The 19,179-nt window shown below is 60.7% G+C and carries 20 protein-coding genes and 2 tRNA genes; 2 read left to right on the top strand and 20 right to left on the bottom strand.

Annotation, left to right across the window (positions count from 1 at the left end):
* Window positions 1-40 precede the first annotated feature (40 nt).
* From lpdA to rpmF, 8 genes are all read right to left on the bottom strand, one after another.
* Window positions 41-1,447, bottom strand: coding sequence for a dihydrolipoyl dehydrogenase (gene lpdA / locus Q0072_RS17635; RefSeq protein WP_298332882.1), 1,407 nt, complete (start codon window positions 1,445-1,447; stop codon window positions 41-43).
* A 126-nt stretch (window positions 1,448-1,573) separates the two neighbouring features.
* The gene (locus tag Q0072_RS17630) at window positions 1,574-2,845 is read right to left on the bottom strand and encodes a pyruvate dehydrogenase complex dihydrolipoamide acetyltransferase (protein WP_298332866.1); all 1,272 of its coding nucleotides are present in this window, start codon (window positions 2,843-2,845) and stop codon (window positions 1,574-1,576) included.
* Between the two features lie 12 nt (window positions 2,846-2,857).
* A complete protein-coding gene (locus Q0072_RS17625) occupies window positions 2,858-4,201 on the bottom strand; it encodes a pyruvate dehydrogenase complex E1 component subunit beta (RefSeq protein WP_298332865.1) in 1,344 nt (447 codons plus the stop codon).
* Between the two features lie 6 nt (window positions 4,202-4,207).
* Window positions 4,208-5,224: a pyruvate dehydrogenase (acetyl-transferring) E1 component subunit alpha gene (gene pdhA, locus Q0072_RS17620; protein WP_013480382.1), complete on the bottom strand. Its 1,017-nt coding sequence runs from the start codon at window positions 5,222-5,224 to the stop codon at window positions 4,208-4,210.
* A 263-nt stretch (window positions 5,225-5,487) separates the two neighbouring features.
* On the bottom strand, window positions 5,488-5,802 hold the full coding sequence (locus tag Q0072_RS17615) for a septum formation initiator family protein (protein WP_126423803.1): 315 nt from the start codon (window positions 5,800-5,802) through the stop codon (window positions 5,488-5,490).
* Window positions 5,803-5,996: 194 nt separating this feature from the next.
* Window positions 5,997-7,274 (bottom strand): phosphopyruvate hydratase, encoded by a 1,278-nt coding sequence (eno, locus tag Q0072_RS17610; protein ID WP_298332864.1) that lies wholly within the window; start codon window positions 7,272-7,274, stop codon window positions 5,997-5,999.
* Between the two features lie 85 nt (window positions 7,275-7,359).
* Window positions 7,360-7,989 (bottom strand): HAD hydrolase-like protein, encoded by a 630-nt coding sequence (locus Q0072_RS17605; protein WP_298332863.1) that lies wholly within the window; start codon window positions 7,987-7,989, stop codon window positions 7,360-7,362.
* A 72-nt stretch (window positions 7,990-8,061) separates the two neighbouring features.
* Window positions 8,062-8,244, bottom strand: a complete 183-nt coding sequence (rpmF, locus tag Q0072_RS17600; protein WP_013480386.1) for a 50S ribosomal protein L32 — start codon at window positions 8,242-8,244, stop codon at window positions 8,062-8,064.
* Window positions 8,245-8,537: 293 nt separating this feature from the next.
* On the opposite strand from rpmF, the gene Q0072_RS17595 reads away from it, so the two are divergent.
* A complete protein-coding gene (locus Q0072_RS17595; RefSeq protein ID WP_298332862.1) occupies window positions 8,538-9,080 on the top strand; it encodes a YMGG-like glycine zipper-containing protein in 543 nt (180 codons plus the stop codon).
* Window positions 9,081-9,125: 45 nt separating this feature from the next.
* Here Q0072_RS17595 and Q0072_RS17590 read toward each other — a convergent pair.
* From Q0072_RS17590 to Q0072_RS17555, 8 genes are all read right to left on the bottom strand, one after another.
* Window positions 9,126-9,202, bottom strand: a tRNA-Pro gene (locus Q0072_RS17590).
* A 269-nt stretch (window positions 9,203-9,471) separates the two neighbouring features.
* Window positions 9,472-9,548, bottom strand: a tRNA-Pro gene (locus Q0072_RS17585).
* 108 nt (window positions 9,549-9,656) lie between these two features.
* On the bottom strand, window positions 9,657-10,181 hold the full coding sequence (locus Q0072_RS17580) for a MerR family transcriptional regulator (RefSeq protein WP_298332861.1): 525 nt from the start codon (window positions 10,179-10,181) through the stop codon (window positions 9,657-9,659).
* Window positions 10,182-10,203: 22 nt separating this feature from the next.
* Window positions 10,204-10,506, bottom strand: coding sequence for an integration host factor subunit alpha (locus tag Q0072_RS17575; RefSeq protein ID WP_126423809.1), 303 nt, complete (start codon window positions 10,504-10,506; stop codon window positions 10,204-10,206).
* Between the two features lie 122 nt (window positions 10,507-10,628).
* The gene (locus tag Q0072_RS17570) at window positions 10,629-11,609 is read right to left on the bottom strand and encodes a beta-ketoacyl-ACP synthase III (RefSeq protein WP_298332860.1); all 981 of its coding nucleotides are present in this window, start codon (window positions 11,607-11,609) and stop codon (window positions 10,629-10,631) included.
* Window positions 11,610-11,719: 110 nt separating this feature from the next.
* Window positions 11,720-12,853 (bottom strand): phosphate acyltransferase PlsX, encoded by a 1,134-nt coding sequence (plsX, locus tag Q0072_RS17565; RefSeq protein WP_366941846.1) that lies wholly within the window; start codon window positions 12,851-12,853, stop codon window positions 11,720-11,722.
* A 149-nt stretch (window positions 12,854-13,002) separates the two neighbouring features.
* Window positions 13,003-13,539, bottom strand: coding sequence for a YceD family protein (locus Q0072_RS17560; protein WP_298332859.1), 537 nt, complete (start codon window positions 13,537-13,539; stop codon window positions 13,003-13,005).
* Between the two features lie 3 nt (window positions 13,540-13,542).
* Window positions 13,543-14,142, bottom strand: coding sequence for a ubiquinol-cytochrome C chaperone family protein (locus tag Q0072_RS17555; RefSeq protein ID WP_298332858.1), 600 nt, complete (start codon window positions 14,140-14,142; stop codon window positions 13,543-13,545).
* A gap of 115 nt (window positions 14,143-14,257) precedes the next feature.
* On the opposite strand from Q0072_RS17555, the gene bamE reads away from it, so the two are divergent.
* Window positions 14,258-14,749, top strand: a complete 492-nt coding sequence (bamE, locus tag Q0072_RS17550) for an outer membrane protein assembly factor BamE (protein ID WP_298332857.1) — start codon at window positions 14,258-14,260, stop codon at window positions 14,747-14,749.
* Between the two features lie 66 nt (window positions 14,750-14,815).
* Here the strand turns inward: bamE and Q0072_RS17545 are convergent, their stop codons facing one another.
* The 4 genes from Q0072_RS17545 to thiL form a co-directional block, all read right to left on the bottom strand.
* Complete coding sequence (locus Q0072_RS17545; protein WP_298332856.1) at window positions 14,816-15,049, bottom strand: hypothetical protein; 234 nt, start codon at window positions 15,047-15,049, stop codon at window positions 14,816-14,818.
* A gap of 324 nt (window positions 15,050-15,373) precedes the next feature.
* Window positions 15,374-17,524: a sodium-translocating pyrophosphatase gene (locus Q0072_RS17540; protein ID WP_298332855.1), complete on the bottom strand. Its 2,151-nt coding sequence runs from the start codon at window positions 17,522-17,524 to the stop codon at window positions 15,374-15,376.
* Window positions 17,525-17,754: 230 nt separating this feature from the next.
* The gene (locus tag Q0072_RS17535; protein WP_298332854.1) at window positions 17,755-18,165 is read right to left on the bottom strand and encodes a hypothetical protein; all 411 of its coding nucleotides are present in this window, start codon (window positions 18,163-18,165) and stop codon (window positions 17,755-17,757) included.
* Window positions 18,166-18,213: 48 nt separating this feature from the next.
* A complete protein-coding gene (gene thiL / locus Q0072_RS17530; protein ID WP_298332853.1) occupies window positions 18,214-19,176 on the bottom strand; it encodes a thiamine-phosphate kinase in 963 nt (320 codons plus the stop codon).
* Window positions 19,177-19,179 lie beyond the last annotated feature (3 nt).

The following is a 19,179-nucleotide window of genomic DNA, read 5'->3' as shown; positions in this document are numbered from 1 at the left end:
AGGGGGTACATGGGGGAAACCTGTTTCCCCCATGATAGCCTTACAGGTTGATCATCCGTCCGTCGGCGTCGAGTGACGCTTCGAGGATGGCCTCCGACATGGTCGGGTGCGGGAAGACGGTCCCTTGCAGATCTTCTTCCGTCGCTTCCATGGTGATGGCCAGACAGAAGCCCTGCACCATTTCCGTGACATTGGCCCCGATCAGGTGGGCCCCCAGCAGCGCGCCGGTCTTCTTATCGAAGATGACCTTGACGAAACCGCCCGGCTCACCGGCGGCAATCGCCTTGCCGTTAGCCTTGAAGGGGAAGCGGCCAATCTTGACATCGAGACCCTTTTCCTTGGCGCCCTGCTCGGTGATACCGACCGAAGCGACTTCCGGCGTGGCGTAGGTGCAGCCCGGAATCGGCGGATTGAGGTTCGACAGCTTCTTGCCGGCCATATAGTCGGCGGCGTGGACGGCTTCGTGAGAGGCCTTGTGCGCCAGCCAGGGCGGCCCGGCGCAGTCGCCGATGGCGTAGAGGCCCTTCACATTGGTCTTGCCGTGGCTGTCGTTCTTGATGTGACCGCGGTCCATCTCGACGCCCAGCTTTTCCAGACCGAGGTTTTCGGTATTGGCGACGATGCCGACGGCTACGATGCAGCCTTCAGCCTCCAGCGTTTCAGCCTTACCGCCGACTTCGACCGACACTTTGACGCCCGCAGCGGTCTTTTCGACCTTGGTGACCTTGGCCCCCAGACGGAACTTGAAGCCACGCTTTTCAAAGGCCTTCTGGGCCTCGGCAGAGACTTCCTTGTCCTCGACCGGCAGGATGCGATCCATGGCCTCAACCACGGTGACATCGGCGCCCAGCGAACGATAGAAGGAGGCGAACTCGATGCCGATAGCCCCCGAACCGATCACCACCAGCGACTTCGGCATGGCCTTAGGCGTCAGGGCGTTACGATAAGTCCAGATGCGCTCGCCGTCCGAAACCGCGCCAATGGCCGGGATTTCGCGGGCACGCGCCCCGACCGCCAGCATGACGTTCTTGGCTTCGACAACCTGTTCGCCGCCCTTGTTCAGCTTGACGCGCACCTTAGGCGCATCCTTACCGGGTTCCAGCGTGGCGAAGCCCTCGATCACGTCGATCTTGTTCTTCTTCATCAGATAGCCGACGCCGCCATTAAGCTGCTTAGCGACGGCGCGCGAGCGGGCGATGACCTTTTCGAAGTCGAAGCCCGGCTTTTCGCCGGTCAGACCGTAATCACCGAGGTGATTGATCTTGTCGAACACTTCGGCCGACTTGAGCAGGGCCTTGGTCGGGATACAGCCCCAGTTGAGGCAGATGCCGCCCAGCAGTTCACGCTCGACGATGGCGACCTTCAGGCCGTTCTGAGAGGCACGGATCGCGCCTTCGTAACCGCCCGGACCGGAGCCGATAACAACCAGATCATAAGACATTTCAATAACCTGCGATTTCTCCGACACTCGATGAGGGACTCATCAGGTGTCGGCAAGGGCAAGCGCCCGCCGCCGCTTTTGCGGCGAGCCATGCGGCGTTTGAGCTGAAAACCATGCGTGACATCAAAGATGTCACGCCAGCATCTTGATGGGGTCTTCGAGAAGCCCCTTCAGCGCGGTGATGTATTTCGCACCGACCGAGCCATCGACCACGCGGTGATCGCAGGTCAGGGTGACGGTCATGACGGTGGCGACCGCCAGTTGGCCATTCTTAACGACCGGGCGCTGCTCACCGGCACCAACCGACAGGATGCAGCCCTGCGGTTCGTTGATGATCGAGGCGAATTGCTTGATGCCGAACATGCCGAGGTTGGACACCGAGAAGGTGCCGCCCTGGAACTCTTCGGGCTTCAGCTTCATATCGCGGGCGCGCGCCGCCAGATCCTTGGTTTCCTTGGCGATCTGGGCCAGCGACTTGGTTTCGGCCTTGCGGATGATCGGGGTGATCAGGCCGCCGTCGATAGCCACGGCCATGGCGATATCGGCATTGTGGTGCATCGCAATGCCTTCGGGGGTGAAGGAGGCATTGGCTTCCGGCACCTGCTTGAGCGCCAGCGCCACCGCCTTGATGACGATATCGTTCACCGAGACCTTGATGCCCTGCGATTCGAGCGCCGTATTGATCTTGGTGCGCGCCGCCAGCAGGTTGTCGAGTTCGATATCGACGGTCAGCGGGAAGTGCGGGATGTCGCGGAAAGACTCAGTGAGGCGGCGGGCGATGACCTTGCGCATATTGTTGAGCGGCACGAGGTCGTAGGAACCCGGTGCAATACCCATCTGCTCAAGGCTTTGAACCTTGCGCGGCTCAGCCGCCGCGGTGGTCGCCGCCGGGGCGGAACCCGCCTTGCCGGTGCCCGAAGCCAGAGCGGCTTCGATATCGCGCTTGATGATACGGCCGTGCGGGCCGGTGCCCTTCAGCAGCTTGAGATCGAGCTTGTTGATCTCGGCCAGACGACGCGCCAGCGGCGAAGCCGCCACGCGCGCCCCACCCGAAACGGCCGGGGCTGCGACGGGGGCGGCGGCCACAGGGGCCGGAGCCACCGCGGGCTTCGGCGCTTCGGCGGCTTTCGGGGCCTCAGCTTTAGGCGCGGGAGCCGCCGAACCACCCTCACCGGCCAGACGCGCGATAGGGGTGTTCACCTTCACACCTTCGGTCCCGGCTTCGATCAGGATGGCCTCGACCACGCCTTCATCCACGGCTTCGACTTCCATCGTCGCCTTGTCGGTTTCGATTTCGGCGATGACGTCACCGGCGGAGACGGTGTCCCCGACCTTGACGTGCCACTTGGCCAGGATGCCCTCTTCCATGGTGGGCGAGAGCGCCGGCATCAGAATATCGGTCATGTGTGGCCCCTCTTACTTGTACGAGACTTGCTTGACCGCGGCGATGATCTTCTCAACGCTGGGGACGGTCAGGGCTTCGAGGTTGGCGGCGTAAGGCATCGGGACGTCTTCCTGATGCACGCGGGCGGGCGGTGCATCCAGATCGTCGAAGGCTTCGGCGGTGACACGGGCAGCCACTTCGGCCCCGATACCGCACGGACCCCAGCCTTCTTCGACGGTGACCAGACGGTTGGTCTTCTTCACCGAAGCGACGACCGTGTCGGTATCCAGCGGACGCAGCGTGCGCAGGTTGACGACTTCGGCATCGATGCCCTCTTCGGCCAGCTTCTCAGCCGCCTTAAGCGCAAAACCGACCATGCGCGAATGGGCGACGATGGTGACGTCCTTACCGGCGCGCTGGATCTTGGCCTTGCCGATGGGCAGCACGAAATCCTCAACATCCGGGATTTCAAACTCGTTGCCGTACATCATCTCGTGTTCGAGGAAGACGATGGGGTTCGGATCGCGGATGGCAGCCTTCATCAGGCCCTTGGCGTCGGCGGCGTCGTAAGGCGCAATGACCTTCAGACCCGGAACGTTGGCGTACCACGCCGAATAGTCCTGCGAGTGCTGGGCGGCGACGCGGGCCGCGGCACCGTTCGGACCACGGAAAACGATCGACGACTTGATCTGACCGCCCGACATGTAGAGCGTCTTAGCCGACGAGTTCAGGATGTGGTCGATGGCCTGCATGGCGAAGTTGAAGGTCATGAACTCGATGATCGGCTTAAGACCGGCCATGGCCGCCCCCGAACCGATACCGGCAAAGCCCATTTCGGTGATCGGCGTGTCGATAACACGGCGGTCGCCGAACTCTTCGAGCAGGCCGCGCGAGACCTTGTACGCGCCCTGATACTGAGCGACTTCCTCGCCCATCAGGAACACGCGGTCGTCGCGGCGCATTTCTTCGGCCATGGCGTCACGCAGCGCGTCGCGCACGGTGATCTTGACCATCGGCGTGCCTTCCGGGAATTCCGGATCAGCCGCGGGCTTCGACACAGGGGCCGCCGCCGCAACCGGGGCCGCGGCTTCAACCGTGGCCGCAGGGGCCGCTTCGGCCCTGGGCGCGGGCGCACTTTCGCCACCGGCCAGACGCGCGATGGGGGTGTTCACCTTGACGCCTTCGGTGCCGGCTTCGATCAGGATGGCCTCGACCACGCCTTCATCGACGGCTTCGACTTCCATCGTCGCCTTGTCGGTTTCGATTTCGGCAATCACCTGACCGGCGGAGACCTCGTCACCGGCCTTGATGTGCCATTTGGAAAGGGTGCCCTCTTCCATGGTCGGAGAGAGAGCGGGCATAAGAATGTCGGTCATCTGGGATCAGGCCTCAAGATAAACGTCGGTGTACAGTTCGGACGGATCGGGTTCGGGGCTGGTCTGAGCGAACTCGACGGCCTCCATAACGATCGCCTTGATTTCGTTGTCGATGGCCTTGATTTCGGCCTCTTCGACACCCGCCTGCTCCAGCATCGTCTTGATGTGGTCGATCGGATCGCGGGTCGTCTTGACCTCATCGACCTCTTCCTTGGAACGATACTTGGCCGGGTCGGACATGGAGTGACCGCGATAGCGGTAGGTCTTCATCTCAAGGATGTACGGCCCCTTGCCCGAACGGGCGTATTCGGCGGCGCGTTCGGCGGCTTCCTTCACCGCGAACACGTCCATGCCGTCCACGGTTTCACCGGGGATGCCGAACGAAGCGCCGCGCTGCGACAGGTTCGTCGTGGCCGAAGCGCGGGCCAGAGCCGTGCCCATGGCGTATTCGTTGTTTTCGATCACATAAACGACCGGCAGGTTCCACAGCTTCGCCATATTGAAGCTTTCATAGACCTGACCCTGGTTGGCCGCGCCGTCACCGAAATAGGTGAAGGAGACATTGCCATTGTTGCGGTACCAGTCGGCAAAGGCCAGACCCGTCCCCAGCGACACCTGAGCGCCGACGATGCCGTGGCCGCCGAAGAAGCCGGTTTCGATGTCGAACATGTGCATCGACCCGCCCTTACCCTTCGACGAGCCGCCGATGCGGCCGGTCAGTTCGGCCATAACGGCCTTGGGGTCCATGCCGGCGGCCAGCATGTGGCCGTGGTCGCGGTAACCGGTGATGACCTGATCGCCGTCGATAGAGGCAGCTTCCATGCCCACGGCAACGGCTTCCTGACCGATATACAGGTGGCAGAAGCCCCCGATCAGACCCATGCCGTAGAGCTGACCCGCACGCTCTTCGAAGCGACGGATGAGAACCATCTCACGGTAATATTTCAGGAGTTCGTCTTTGGAGACATTGCGTTTGGCGGAACCCGTCGTTCCGGTGTCAGTGGCCTTGGCGGCGCGCGCCATGGAAACCTCCCTGGGGTTAATCGTGCCGCTTGCGCCTTACCCGCAGGCAGAGACGTTCGCAGCCGGTCAAAAAGACGTTCGAGCGCGCACCGACACAAGAGGGTCGGCCGCCCATAGAGGGGATGCAGTCAGTTCTGGTGATCCCGTGGGAAATATCCGGCGGCAGAGCGACCGGAATTTCAGGGCTCGTCAAAAACCGCCTGAATTCACGTCAGGACTTCTCTTAGGCAAAGCCCAGGCTGACGTAAAGTCCCCTTGCGGACTCAGGAATTGCGCGCAGGGGCGATGTGATCACGGATCACGTATTCGTTAGGGGCATTGAGGCCCAGCAGAACGCGGGCGCGTTCTTCAAGCAATTCTTTGGAAAGATTATCGGTTCTCAAATAACGGGCGCGGGCTTCAAGGTCCTGCCGCTCAGCGGCAAGATCAGCCAGCAGTTTTTGCTTTTCGGCCAGCTCAACCTGACGGGTTTCCTGCGAAAAGAACCCTTTATCGCCAGTCAAATACTGTACGCCGCAGTAGGTCAGAAATATAGCGATGATCGCGGTAGGCAAATAGGGCCTCAGTTTCTGAATCACGACTTTCGCCCCTTCTGGACGGACCACATTGACAGGAGGGATTTTTGTCCGTGTCGGTTTAACAAACTGTTACCGAACATGTCACTTCAACTGAAAGAATTTATCATAAAACGCGAGCGGCGCAGGACACCTGCGCCGCTCTTTTTGGCAGTTTTGTAAAAAACGTCCCAGCCGGTGAGAGGCCGGTTCCGATTTTAGCTGCGGATGACGGACAGGCCGGCATAAACGGCTTCATCGTCGAGGATCGATTCGATACGCAGCAACTGGTTATACTTGGCCAGCCGGTCCGAACGCGCCAGAGAACCCGTCTTGATCTGACCGCAGTTCAGCGCCACCGCTAGGTCGGCAATGGTCGAATCTTCGGTTTCACCCGAACGGTGAGACATCACCGAGGTATAGCCCGAACGGTGCGCCATATCGACGGCGTCCATGGTTTCCGACAGGGTGCCGATCTGGTTCACCTTGACGAGGATCGAGTTGGCGAGGCCTTCGACGATGCCGGTTTCCAGACGGCTCGGATTGGTGACGAACAGGTCGTCACCGACCAGTTGCAAACGGTCGCCCAGACGCTCGGTCAGGAGCGCCCAGCCTTCGAAATCGTCTTCGGACATACCGTCTTCGATCGAGCAGATCGGGAACTTATCGGCGAGGTTGGCGAGATAATCGACCATTTCTTCGCGGCTCAGGACCTTGCCCTCGCCTTCCAGATGGTACTTTTCGTCCTTGAAGAACTCGGTCGAGGCCACGTCGAGCGCCAGCCAGTAGTCTTCACCGGCCTTGTAGCCTGCCGCCGTACCGGCATCGACGATGAATTGCAGCGCCACTTCGGCCGAGGACAGGTTCGGCGCAAAGCCGCCTTCGTCACCGACATTGGTGTTGTGACCGGCCTTCTTGAGCGCCGACTTGAGGCTGTGGAAGATTTCCGCACCCATGCGCAGGGCTTCGGAGAAGGTTTCAGCGCCGGCCGGAACAATCATGAATTCCTGAATGTCGATGGGGTTGTCAGCGTGCGCGCCGCCATTGATGATGTTCATCAGCGGCACGGGCAGGACGCGGGCCGACAGGCCGCCGACGTACTTATAAAGCGGCAGGTTGACCGAAGCCGCCGCCGCCTTGGCCACGGCCAGCGACACGCCCAGAATGGCGTTAGCCCCCAGACGGCCCTTATTCTCGGTGCCGTCGAGATTGATCAGGATCTGGTCGATGTGGCGCTGATCGCGGGCGTCGAGACCGCTCAGGGCTTCGTAGATTTCGCCATTGACAGCATCGACCGCCTGACGCACGCCCTTGCCCAGATAGCGGCTCTTGTCGCCATCGCGCTTTTCGACGGCTTCATGCGCGCCGGTGGAGGCACCCGACGGCACAGCGGCGCGACCGAAAGCGCCGTCTTCGAGGGTGACATCGACCTCAACGGTCGGATTGCCGCGCGAGTCGAGGATTTCACGAGCAACGATATCAATAATGGCGGACATGGCAATCTTCCCTGAGGGGTTTGAAAAACGAGGGTTGCTTAGCAAGCGCGCCCAAGCCTGACAAGCCCGCCACGGGGAATGCGTCTCATATATTGAGTATATCGGCGGGCTTCTCGAAGACGTGATCCGGCTTTTCGCTCAGCAGGCTGTCTTCGTGGGCATAGCCCCAGGTCACGGCCCCCACAACAATGCCCACCTTGCGCGCCGCCTCGATGTCGCGCAACTCATCACCGATGGACAGGGCCTCAGTCGGTTTCGCCTTGAAGGCCTTGAGCACGGCCTTGAACTTGGCCGCCTTGCCAAACAGCGATGAACCGCACGAATAGTGATCGATCAGGGCGCTCAGCTCAGCACCCAGCACGGTGCGTACATTGTCGGCATCGTTAGAGGTCACCACCACCACGGTCACGCCGCGCGCCTTCAGATCGCGTATCACCTGAGCAATCCCGTCGAACAGCACGATTTTCTCAATCTGCTGGTTCTGGAGCCTCTGGGCATAGGTGGCAATGGCCGGTAGCTTAAGCAGCGGCACCTTCAGACGCTTTAGCAGTTCACGCGGCCCCAGACGGCGCAGTTCGTCAAGGTGCGAACGGTCCGGATTCTCAAAGCCGAAGCGTTCGGCCAGATGGTCGAACACCTCAAGGAACCACGGAAACGAATCGGCCAGCGTGCCGTCGAAATCGAAGATCACCAGACGATAGGGATAGGGGGGCATGAAAGGCCTTCCGGAATCAAAAACGCGGCACCTGAGGCGCCGCGTCTTTATATCTTCGGTCGATAAAGGCGGTTAGTCCTTTTTCGGCGTAATCACCTGACGGCCCTTGTAGATGCCGGTCTTCAGGTCGATGTGGTGCGGACGGCGCAGTTCGCCGGTGTCCTTGTCTTCCACAAACGAGTTGGCGCCGAGCGCGTGGTGCGAGCGACGCATGTTGCGCCGTGAGGGGGATACTTTCCGCTTAGGTACGGCCATGTCCGACTCTCTTTTTCAAGTGAGGCTCGATAAGCTTTTACCCAAGCCTTTCAAGCGTAGAATGATGTGTTGACCGGTTGTTCTTCCGGTCGGAAGGCGCGCCTTATGCCTCAAGAGCGCAAAAGGATCAAGGGGGCAGATGTAATAAATATTGCCACCCGCCGGGTTGCTAACCAGAATGCGACGGTCGGGCTTATAAACGGAGCACATTTCCGCCGCAATCCATTCAGATGCCGTTCAGCTTGCCGGGGGCTCAATAGCGTCATCCCATGCACGTATCCTCAGGTGGCATTATGAAACGCTCCTTTTTTCAACGGCATCTGCCTCTGGCGCTGATCGGGGTAGGCCTTTTCGGTCTGGCCGCCCCTACCCTGGCCTCAGCACAAGGCTATGACGGCTATTGCTATCAGCGCAAATCCAATTCCACGGCAACGGGGGCGGTGATCGGCGCTCTGGCCGGAGCGGCCATCGGCAACGGCTCCTCACATCGCCATGACCGCGGCGGCAATACTGTGGCCGGCGCCGCTGTAGGTGCCGTGGTGGGCGGAGCCTTAGGCAATGCCTCCGTCGATTGCCACGATGGCCGCTACTATTCCTATGATCGCAGTGGTTACTACGACCCGCCACCCCCGCCGCCGGGTTATGGCGTTGTCTATTACGAATCGCGCCCGCGCTATGATGGCTATTATGTCTATCGCGAGCGCTATTACGGCCCGCGCTACTACCCGGCCCCGCGCAGCCATTATTACCGCGATCGCTATGACCGGTACGATCGCTATGACCGCTATGAGCGTCGCGACCGGGAATATTATCATCACCGCCGTGAGCGATGGTAAAAACAAAAGAGACGGTCCCATAAGGAACCGTCTCTTTTGTTTTGATGGTCGGGGAGACAGGATTCGAACCTGCGACCCCCTGCTCCCGAAGCAGGTGCGCTACCAGGCTGCGCCACTCCCCGACAAAGAAGGCATCCCTTTAAATAAGGGATACGCATACGCCCGGAACCGGTCGTCTGCGTCTGGAGGCCGCTCTATACGGAAACGCCGGAACTCACGCAAGCCTTTGCCGTCAAAAAAATGCAGTATGTTGGGGAGAAACCGGAGGATAGCAACGGAGAGTGGGGCTTTGGGAATCACACAAGCTGTGCCCCTTCGCGGTTCGGATACTGGAGCGGAGACCTTAAACACATAAGGGCCGCCCCGGAGGGGCGACCCTTATGTGTTTAAATGGTCGGAGCGACAGGATTCGAACCTGCGACCCCTTGACCCCCAGTCAAGTGCGCTACCAGGCTGCGCCACGCTCCGACACCTCTTGACAGAGGCCTCCCCTGGTAAGGAGAACGCGGCTTATAGAGAGGAATAAAGCGGCCTGCAATAGGCCACAGACGTTTTCCACCGCTCACATGCGGCGGATTAGAGCCCTTTCAGGCTGCGCAGCATGGTTTTCTGCGCGTTTTCGAGGCTTTGGGCGATGGCCAGAAGCCGTGTGCGCGTCTCTTCGCTCAGGCCGCGAACGACCGGCAGGGCCGACATTTCGTCAAAATCAAACGCCGGTTCGGCACTGTCCGCCATGACCTTACGCGGTAAGGGCGGCGTGGATACGACCTCCATCGGCGCATCGTCAGGTTCCGCGTAAACATCCGCCGCCGCTATAAAGGCGGTGCTGCCGCCCTGCCCGGCCGATAGCAGCGCCTTTTGCCCCTCGTCCTTGTACAGCTTCTGTACGCCGCGAATCGTATAGCCGCGATCGTGCAGCAGCACCTTCACCCCCATCAGCAGGTCGATATCCTGCGGACGATAGAAGCGGCGCCCCCCGGCGCGCTTGGTCGGACGGATAAAGGTGAACTTGGTTTCCCAGAACCGCAGCACATGCTGGGGCACGCCCACCGCGTCAGCGGTTTCGGAAATGGTACGAAAGGCGAGAGGCCCCTTGGACACGTGTACTGGCCTTTTTTACGACTTATTCGCCGACGCCGGCATCAACGCGCGCCTTCATGATCTGCGAAGCCCGGAAGGAGATGACCTTGCGCGGATCAATGGCCGCCGGCTTGCCGGTCTTGGGGTTGCGGCCCACGCGAGCGTTCTTTTCGCGGACCTGAAACACGCCAAAGCCCGACAGCTTGACCGTCTCGCCCTTTTCCAGCGAATCAATGACCAGATCGAGGGTGCGCTCCACCAGCGCGGCGCATTCCTGACGCGGCAGGCCCAGCTCATTGTGCACCGCTTCGAACAGTTCGGCGCGGGTCAGGGTCGTGGCTTTCATATCAAATCCCCTCCGGAATGATCCATCAGAGGGAACCATACGCATTTTCCCGTTCACGTCAAAGGGTTGGACGCGGCTTGTCATCAAATAAATGAGATTTTCGTCTCAATATACGGTTGGCCTTACAACCGTATGGCCGCCGCCGCCCAGGTCAGACCGCCACCCAACGCTTCGATCAGCACCAGATCGCCCTTTTTAACCCGTCCGTCCTGTATCCCGGCATACCAGGCCAGCGGAATCGAAGCCGCCGAGGTATTGGCATGTTCCGCTACGGTCGAAATGAACTTGGCGCGGTCCATCCCCAGCCGGTCAGCCACACCATCCAGAATCCGCTGATTGGCCTGATGCGGGATGAACCAGTCCACCGCCTGATGGTCCAGCCCGGCCTTGTGCAGGGCCGATTCGGCGGCTTCGGAGATTTTCTGCACGGCGTGCTTGAACACCTGATTGCCCTGCATGCGGATCTTGCCCACGCGCTGACCCGAATCAAAGACCCCGCCATCGACGTACAGAAGATCGGTCTTGGAACCATCGCATTGCAGGTCGAAGCTGAGGATACCCGTATCCTGCGCCGTGCCCTGCCCCTCGGCGGGTTCCAGCACCACAGCCCCGGCCCCATCCCCGAACAGGATGCAGGTCGAACGGTCCGTGTAGTCAAGGATTCGGCTCATCACCTCTGCCCCGATGACCAGAGCGCATTTCGACAGGCCGCGCGCGACAAACCCATCAGCCACGCTCAGGGCATAGACGAATCCCGAACAGACCGCCTGCACGTCGAAGGCCGCGCCGCGCGGCACGCCCAGCTTGGCCTGAACGATCGAGGCGGTGGACGGAAAGGTCATGTCCGGCGTGGTGGTGGCCACGATAATGAGGTCGATATCCTCAATCGTGCGCCCTGCCGCCGCCAGCGCGATCTTCGCCGCTTCGACGGCCAGATCGCTGGTCAGCTGGTCATCGCCCGCCTTGTGACGCTTGCGGATGCCGGTGCGCGCCACGATCCATTCGTCCGTGGTATCCACCATGCGGGTGAAGTCCTCGTTAGAGAGGACCGTCTCAGGCAGATAACCGCCGACGCCGGTTACCGCCGTACGTGTTACGCTCATGCTCAGGATACCTTTTAAAGCGCAATCCGACAAAGTGGGTACCACTTTTCGGGAAAATTGCGCGATCAGACAAAAACTTAGAGCGAGATGATTTCATAAATCATCTCGCTCTAATCCGCCATGTGCGGGGGTTGCGGCGTTTCGGGCGACGCGACATGCGTCTTGCGAACGTGGGCCAGCGCCTTGCGGATGTCCGTCGCATAGGCACTGGCGGCCAGAGAAATGGCGACGCTCACGGCATTGGAATAGGCCCAGGCCTCGGCCCCGCCGTGGCTTTTGACGACAATGCCGTTGAGCCCCAGAAGCGGGCCGCCATTGGCCGCGCCGGGATCGACCGTCTTGGCCATGGCCCGCAGCGCTGGCGCGGCAAGAAGCGCCCCCAGCTTGGACAGCAGCGAAGAGGTCAGCGCGTCCTTGAACAGGTTTTTGACGAACTTGGCCGTACCTTCGGCGGTTTTCAGAGCGATGTTGCCCGTAAAGCCGTCGGTGACGACCACGTCCACCGTCCCCTTGCCGATATCGTCGCCTTCGACAAACCCGTAGTAATGAATACCGTCCACGCCTTCGCGCAGGAGACGGTGCGCCTCACGCACCTCCTCATGACCCTTGACGTCCTCGGAGCCGACATTAAGCAGTCCGACCGTCGGTTTATCCTTGCCGCGCACGGCGCGGTGGAAGGCCGTGCCCATGACGGCAAATTCGATCAGCTGATTGGCATCGGAGGTCACATTGGCCCCGACATCGAGCACCGTCCCCATACCGCCCTTGGCATTCGGCCACGAGCAGGCGATCGGCGGCCGCTCGAGGTCTTCGGTGATCATCTTGAGGATCATCTTCGACAGCGCCATCAGCGCGCCGGTGTTTCCTGCCGAGACGACCGCATGGGCCGCACCGCTTTTGACCGAGGAAATGGCCATAAACAGGCTGGTTGTCCGGCGTCGCAGGGCCTGAGCCGGCTTTTCATCCATCGCCACCGACTGATCGGTATGAACGATGGTGGCGACGACCTTCAATTCCGGACATTTGGCCAGTTCCGGCGCAATCAACGCCTCATCGCCGTGCAGCAGAAAGCGCAAGCGGCCCGAACCGTCGCGCTTCAGCGCCTCTGCCGTACCCGGCACAGTCACACGGGGGCCATGATCACCGCCCATGGCATCGATTGCGATAACAACCGTGCCCTCAGGGGCGACGCCTATGCCTCCCACAGGCGCTTCGGACGACGAAATAGGATCAGGGGAAGACAAGGGACGCTCTAAGACCTCACAGGGGTGCCAGGGCCGTCCTTATAGACCCTCCGGCGCAAGGCCGGAAGGTGGAAATAAGACGAGTCCCCGAGGCGGCGGACGATAACGCCCCCGCCGAACTTATCAAGATGCTTTTTCAGGTCGCGCACTCAGGCGTCATCACCTTTCAGGCGCGACAGCACGGCGAAAGGCGACGGCTCCTTCGGCTGATCCGGTTCCTCGAACACAGCACCGGGCTTGCGCGCAAAGGGATCATAGGCTTCACCCAGCGCTTCGATGACGTACTGACCGACATCGATCTGACCATTGAGGGCCACATCCGGCAGGTCGAGGTCTTCGACGCTCAGTTCACTTTCTTCCTCGTCGCCCTTGCTCTTGCGCGCCTGCGCCACCACCACGACGTCGATGCGCGCCGCGATGGGGTGACGGAAGGGATCGAGCGTCACGCCGCATTCCTGCGTCACTTCACCGCTCAGATCGACATCGACAATCACCTCATCGCTGCCCGGTGATTTGCGGCCTTTCGTCGTGACCTTTGCCGTCAGGTCGTGCAATTCGATCATGCCGAAGTTTTCGGCGATCAGCGTGCGGCGCGCCGCATCGGCCGTCAGGGTCAGATCGAGCCCGCGAAAGGCCTCGTCAAAGCGCACAGTGTGCGTCCACAGCGGGGCATCGGCTTCGGTCATGGCTCAGTTCTCCTTGGTATTTAAACGCGTTACTTCCGGCCAGTTTACCTCACCGGCCAGCAATCTGTCTGCACGCACCTGCGTGCGAACCTCATCCATATAGGCGCTCAAACCCGCCGCCCACAGAGGGGCCTGCGGGTCCGGGGTGTCATCCGTGGCATAGACGGTGCGCAGCAGGTAATCGGCCTGCGCGGCGGTCGCGTCCTCTGCTCCCGCCTCCTCCCAGATTTCGTTCCAGCGCACCAGCCGCGTATAGACCTGCTGGCTGAGCTTTTTCATCTTTTTCGGCACGGTCAGGTCGCCCACCCCCTGTTCGCGCAGCGTGTCGTCCAGCGCCAGCAGCAGCGAATCGAACAGGGCCTGAGAGGTTTCGCGGTACTGTTCCTCGTCTGATTTCAGGCGGTTAATCAGCAGGACGACATGCAGCACCAGAAGCTCGAATCGCGCCCCGATCTCATCCTTCACGCCGTAATCGGTATAGAAAACGACCTGACGCGACTGCGCCACGGCCGCCGCATAGAGGGCTTCGCCGGCCACGCGCGTCGGACTGGGCTTTTTCAGACCCAGACTTTCGCCGAGCGAGCTGAGGAATTTGTCGAGCATTTACGTCCCCGTCTCCGTTTGCGTTCTTGCCAAGCCGGAATATTTATGGCCTTCATTCGGCCCCAAGATTGCACTAAACAGTCTGGCACCCAAGGTCAAACCCGAACGGAACCTGATGATCAAGCCGTCCACCCTTCTGGCCCTCGCCGCCGTTGCCGCCGCCGCTTCCACGCTTGGCGCCTGCGCCCCCAGCGTTTCGCGTCAGGGCTATCTCGCTATCGAAGCCAATCCCGCCACCGACATCAAGGTGGGTGAGGATACGCAGACCAGTGTGCGCACCAAGTTCGGCTCTCCGTCTCAGGTCGCCACCTTCGACCCCGGCGTCTGGTACTATATCACGCAGACGACCTCGAAAATGACCTATAAGCCCGCGACCCTGACCTCGCGCAGCGTCACCATCGTCGAATTCGACAAGGAGACGCAGGCGGTCAAAACCGTGAAGACCCTGTCGCTGGCCGACAGCCGTGACATCGCGCTGAACCCCAACAAGACGCCGACTCGCGGCCGTGAACTGACGGCGCTGGAGCAGATTCTGGGCAATGTCGGCCGCCAGACGATTACCAACGAAGAAGACACCAATCCGGGCGGCCAGCGCCGCCGCGAATAGTTTTCGCTCAGTGCGAACATGAAAACCCCCTCCGGAGACGTCTCTGGAGGGGGTTTTTGTTTAATTTTACTTCTCACCTGTGGTCTCGAACCCTTCGCCCCAGTTATCTCGGTCAAGGTAATATTCGTCTATACCGAAACCTTTTGGGTGGTCGCGGAATCCCGGTGAGTCTTTGAGGCGGCAAATGGCCAATCGAGCAGCATCCTCGGACTGGTAAACACCGATCAGCTTCGCATCATCTCCATATTCGTCATCCTCGCGGATGTGATGCAGAATATAGACCTTATCCATTAGCTTCATGCAACCCCATCATCAATGTTTGGAAGGGTATAGGTTCATTACGTCATATATAAACGAACGCCCTGACGAAGGGTATGGAGATATTAAGATCAGAGTCACTTCCGCTCATAACGACAGTTTTTTGAGAACCACAGATTACACAGATTTCACAGATTGGCGCTTCGCGCCGTGGAGCACTCGGCAGCGATCGCTTGCCACTTGAACCGCATAATCTGTGAAATCTGTGTAATCTGTGGTTTCCCCTAAAAGGCCAGCCCCGCGCTCGGTCTATCTGCAGCCATCTGAGGAGAGAGCGGCGCCCATACGAACACCGCTCTTCAGCGATCAGGCTATATGGGCTAGGACCGCCAGCAGCAGTAACGCGACGATATTGGTGATCTTGATCATCGGATTGACCGCCGGGCCCGCCGTGTCCTTATACGGATCGCCCACCGTGTCGCCCGTCACCGAGGCCTTGTGCGCCTCAGAGCCCTTGAGATGGCGCACGCCGTCCTTATCCACGAAACCGTCCTCGAACGACTTTTTGGCGTTGTCCCAGGCCCCGCCGCCCGACGTCATCGAAATGGCGACGAACAGGCCGGTGACGATCACCCCCAGCAGCATGGCCCCCAGCGCCTCAAAGGCCGGAACCGCGCCACCTATGGCATAGACGATCCCAAACAGGACCAGTGGCGACAGGACGGGCAGCAGGGAAGGAACGACCATTTCACGAATAGCCGCCTTGGTCAGCATATCCACGGCACGGCCATAGTTGGGCTTGGACGTCCCGGCCATGATGCCGGGGTCTTCGCGGAACTGACGCCGCACCTCTTCGACCACGGCCTGTGCCGCCTTGCCGACCGCCGTCATGCCCATACCGCCAAAGAGATAGGGCAAAAGACCACCGATCAGCAGACCCACCACCACCCACGGCGACGACAGGGAGAAGGTCAGTTCGCCCAGTCCCTCAAAGAAGGAGCCCGGTGCCGCATTGGCCGCGAAATATTTGAGGTCAGACGTATAGGCGGCAAACAGAACCAGTGCCCCCAGACCGGCCGAACCGATAGCATAACCCTTAGTGACGGCCTTGGTGGTATTGCCCACGGCGTCCAGCGCGTCGGTGGTGTGGCGCACCGCCTTATCGAGGCCCGCCATTTCGGCGATCCCCCCGGCATTGTCGGTGACCGGCCCGAAAGCATCCAGTGCCACGATCATCCCGGCCAAAGCCAGCATGGTGGTGGTGGCAATGGCGATGCCATAGAGCCCGGCCAGCAGGTAACAGCCGATAATGCCGCCGACGATGATCAGAGCCGGAATGGCCGTAGCTTCCATCGAAACGGCCAGGCCCTGAATGACATTGGTGCCATGCCCGGTAACCGAGGCCTGCGCGATCGACACCACGGGGCGCTTGCCCGTGCCGGTATAGTACTCGGTGACAACAATAAAGCCCGCCGTAACCGCCAGCCCGATCAGGCCGCACCAGAACAGGGTCAGACCGGTAAAGCCCGCCGGCGCGCCCGCATAGGTGATGGGGGTATCAAAGCCGATCACCAGTTCGATTACCGCCGCCAGCGCGCCGATAGACAGCACGCCGGTAACGATCAGGCCTTTATACAGGGCGTTCATAATGTGGTTGTCCTTGCCCAGACGGACAAAGAAGGTGCCGATGATTGAGGTGATGATACACGCGCCACAGATGACCAGCGGTAGCAGCATCATCGGCCCGACCAGAGCCGTGCCCGCGAAGAAGATCGCCCCCAGCACCATGGTGGCGACCGTCGTCACCGCATAGGTTTCAAACAGGTCCGCCGCCATGCCGGCACAGTCGCCGACATTGTCGCCCACATTGTCGGCAATGGTAGCTGGGTTACGCGGGTCGTCTTCGGGGATGCCCGCCTCGACCTTGCCCACCATGTCGCCGCCGACATCGGCCCCCTTGGTGAAGATACCGCCGCCCAGACGCGCGAAAATCGAGATCAGCGACGCACCAAAGCCCAGCGCCACAAGGGCGTCGATCACCGGACGGCTGGTGGCCTCAAGGCCCAGCACGTCCGTCAGTATGAAATAATAACCCGCCACGCCCAGTAGAGCGCCCGACGCGACGAACAGGCCGGTCACGGCCCCGGCGCCAAAGGCGAGGTTCAGCCCCTGTTGCAGGCTGTGCGATGCGGCTTCGGCGGTGCGTACATTGGCGCGTACCGAAATCAGCATTCCGGCAAAACCCGCCGCCCCGGACAGGACCGCCCCGATCAGGAACCCAACCGCGGCATAGGTGCCCAGCACCAGAAAGGCCGCGATAAAGATGACCACGCCGACAATGGCAATCGTCGTATATTGCCGCTTGAGATAGGCCCCGGCCCCTTCCTGAATCGCCGCAGCGATTTCCTGCATCCGGGCGTTGCCCTGTGGTTTTTTAAGCAGACTAAGGGTCTGAACGACCCCATACACCAAACCTAACACGCCAGCCGCTATGACCAGCCCTATCCATGACGTCATACCAAACCCCTGTCGTTATGTTGTGGCGCGCCGGGTGGCGCGCGTACCGGGCAGGCACGTCCATACCCCTCCCGGCAAGGTCAGGAGAGTGCCGCAACTTTCAGACAGGTGCAAGTTAGGTAATTGCGAAAGTAATCGCCGCAAAATGTCGCACATTTATTGCGCCGCAACCGGTATTCAGACTTCACGAACCCGTGAACACTTGCCGTATCAGCGGTGGCGACACACCGTCAGTTCATCAACTTCTTGGGGTTTTGCGCCAGTATTTCCAAGGTTTCGATATTGCCGACCCCGGCGATCTTGGTGAATTCCGGGATCATCACCTTTTTGAACCGCGCCTCGTCCAGCGTGTCGCGCTTGTTCGGCAGCGCGAAACTTTGCTTGTGCGCTGCACGGATCAGGAGGTCACGGAAATAGGGTTCCTTGAGTCGCAGCGCATTGACGTCGGCCTTGGCCGTCAGGTTGATGCGCAGGGTCACAAACAGGTAGTTGATGACACGACCATTCTCGGTGACCGGCAAGGCCACGGGGGCCAGCTTGACATAGGGCTCACCGCCCTCCTTCTTGGCTTCGGAAGCCAGTGCGGGCATGGCAAAGGCGCACAGGAGTGTACTGAGCAAAAGGCGTCGGGTCTGGGTCATAGCCTGAGTGTAGGCGAAAACGGTTTAGAAGCCGTTTAGGTCAAAGCCTCAGACGTGGACCCAACCCTTGTCCTCGATCTCGATGACCTTGCCGCCGCTGATGACCGAGACCTCGCCGGTGCCGGCTTCGCAATGGCCGATTTCGTGGAAACCGGCGGCCTTCAAAGCCTCAGCCCCGGAAGTATTAGCCGTGCACAGGATCTGATAATCGTCGCCGCCAGTAATCAGATCAGTCACATCGGCCCCCAGCGCGATAGCGGCGCGCGCCGCGGCTGAGGTCGGTACGCGGTCGAGGTCGATCACCAGGGCCACCTCAGAGGCTCTGGCCATGTGTAAGGCATCGGCGATCAGACCGTCGGACACGTCCATCGACGCATGGGCATGGTCAAGCACCACTTCGGCCAGATCGTCGCGCGGCTGCGGCAGGCGATAGGCCTGCACCAGATGCGCCTTGTGCGCCTCAGACAGCTCATCAAACTCCCCACGCAGCACGCGCAGGCCCAGATGGGCGTCGCCGATAAAGCCCCCGACCAGCAGACGGTCCCCCACCCGCGCGCCGGCGCGCGACAGGGCGCGGCCTACAGGCGCATGACCAAAGGCGGTAATGCTGAGCAGCAAAGGCCCTTCGGTCGAAACCGTGTCTCCGCCGAACAGGTCGAAATCAAATTCATCCTGATCGAGGCGCAGGCCCGCCGCAAAGGCCGCCTTGCCCTCATAGGCCATGCCCTTGGGCCAGGCGGTCAGGAGTTGATAGCCATAGGGGTCGGCCCCCTTGGCCACGAGGTCGGAAATATTGACCCGCAAAAGCTTGCGCGCCACCTGATCGAGCGGATCGGTCGAAAGGAAGTGCACCCCTTCGACCATGGCGTCGGTGGTGACCACAAGGTCATAGCCTTCGCGCGCGCCAAGCACCGCCACATCGTCAATCAGGCCGCGGGCTTCGGCATTCAGTCCGGCCAAAGGCTTGAACAACCGGTCGATGACGCTGAATTCGCTGTTGTCGCCGGTCATCTG

This window comes from Asticcacaulis sp. (genome assembly GCF_027484505.1).
Taxonomy (GTDB): domain Bacteria; phylum Pseudomonadota; class Alphaproteobacteria; order Caulobacterales; family Caulobacteraceae; genus Asticcacaulis.
This window is presented reverse-complemented; position numbering and strand designations above follow the sequence as displayed.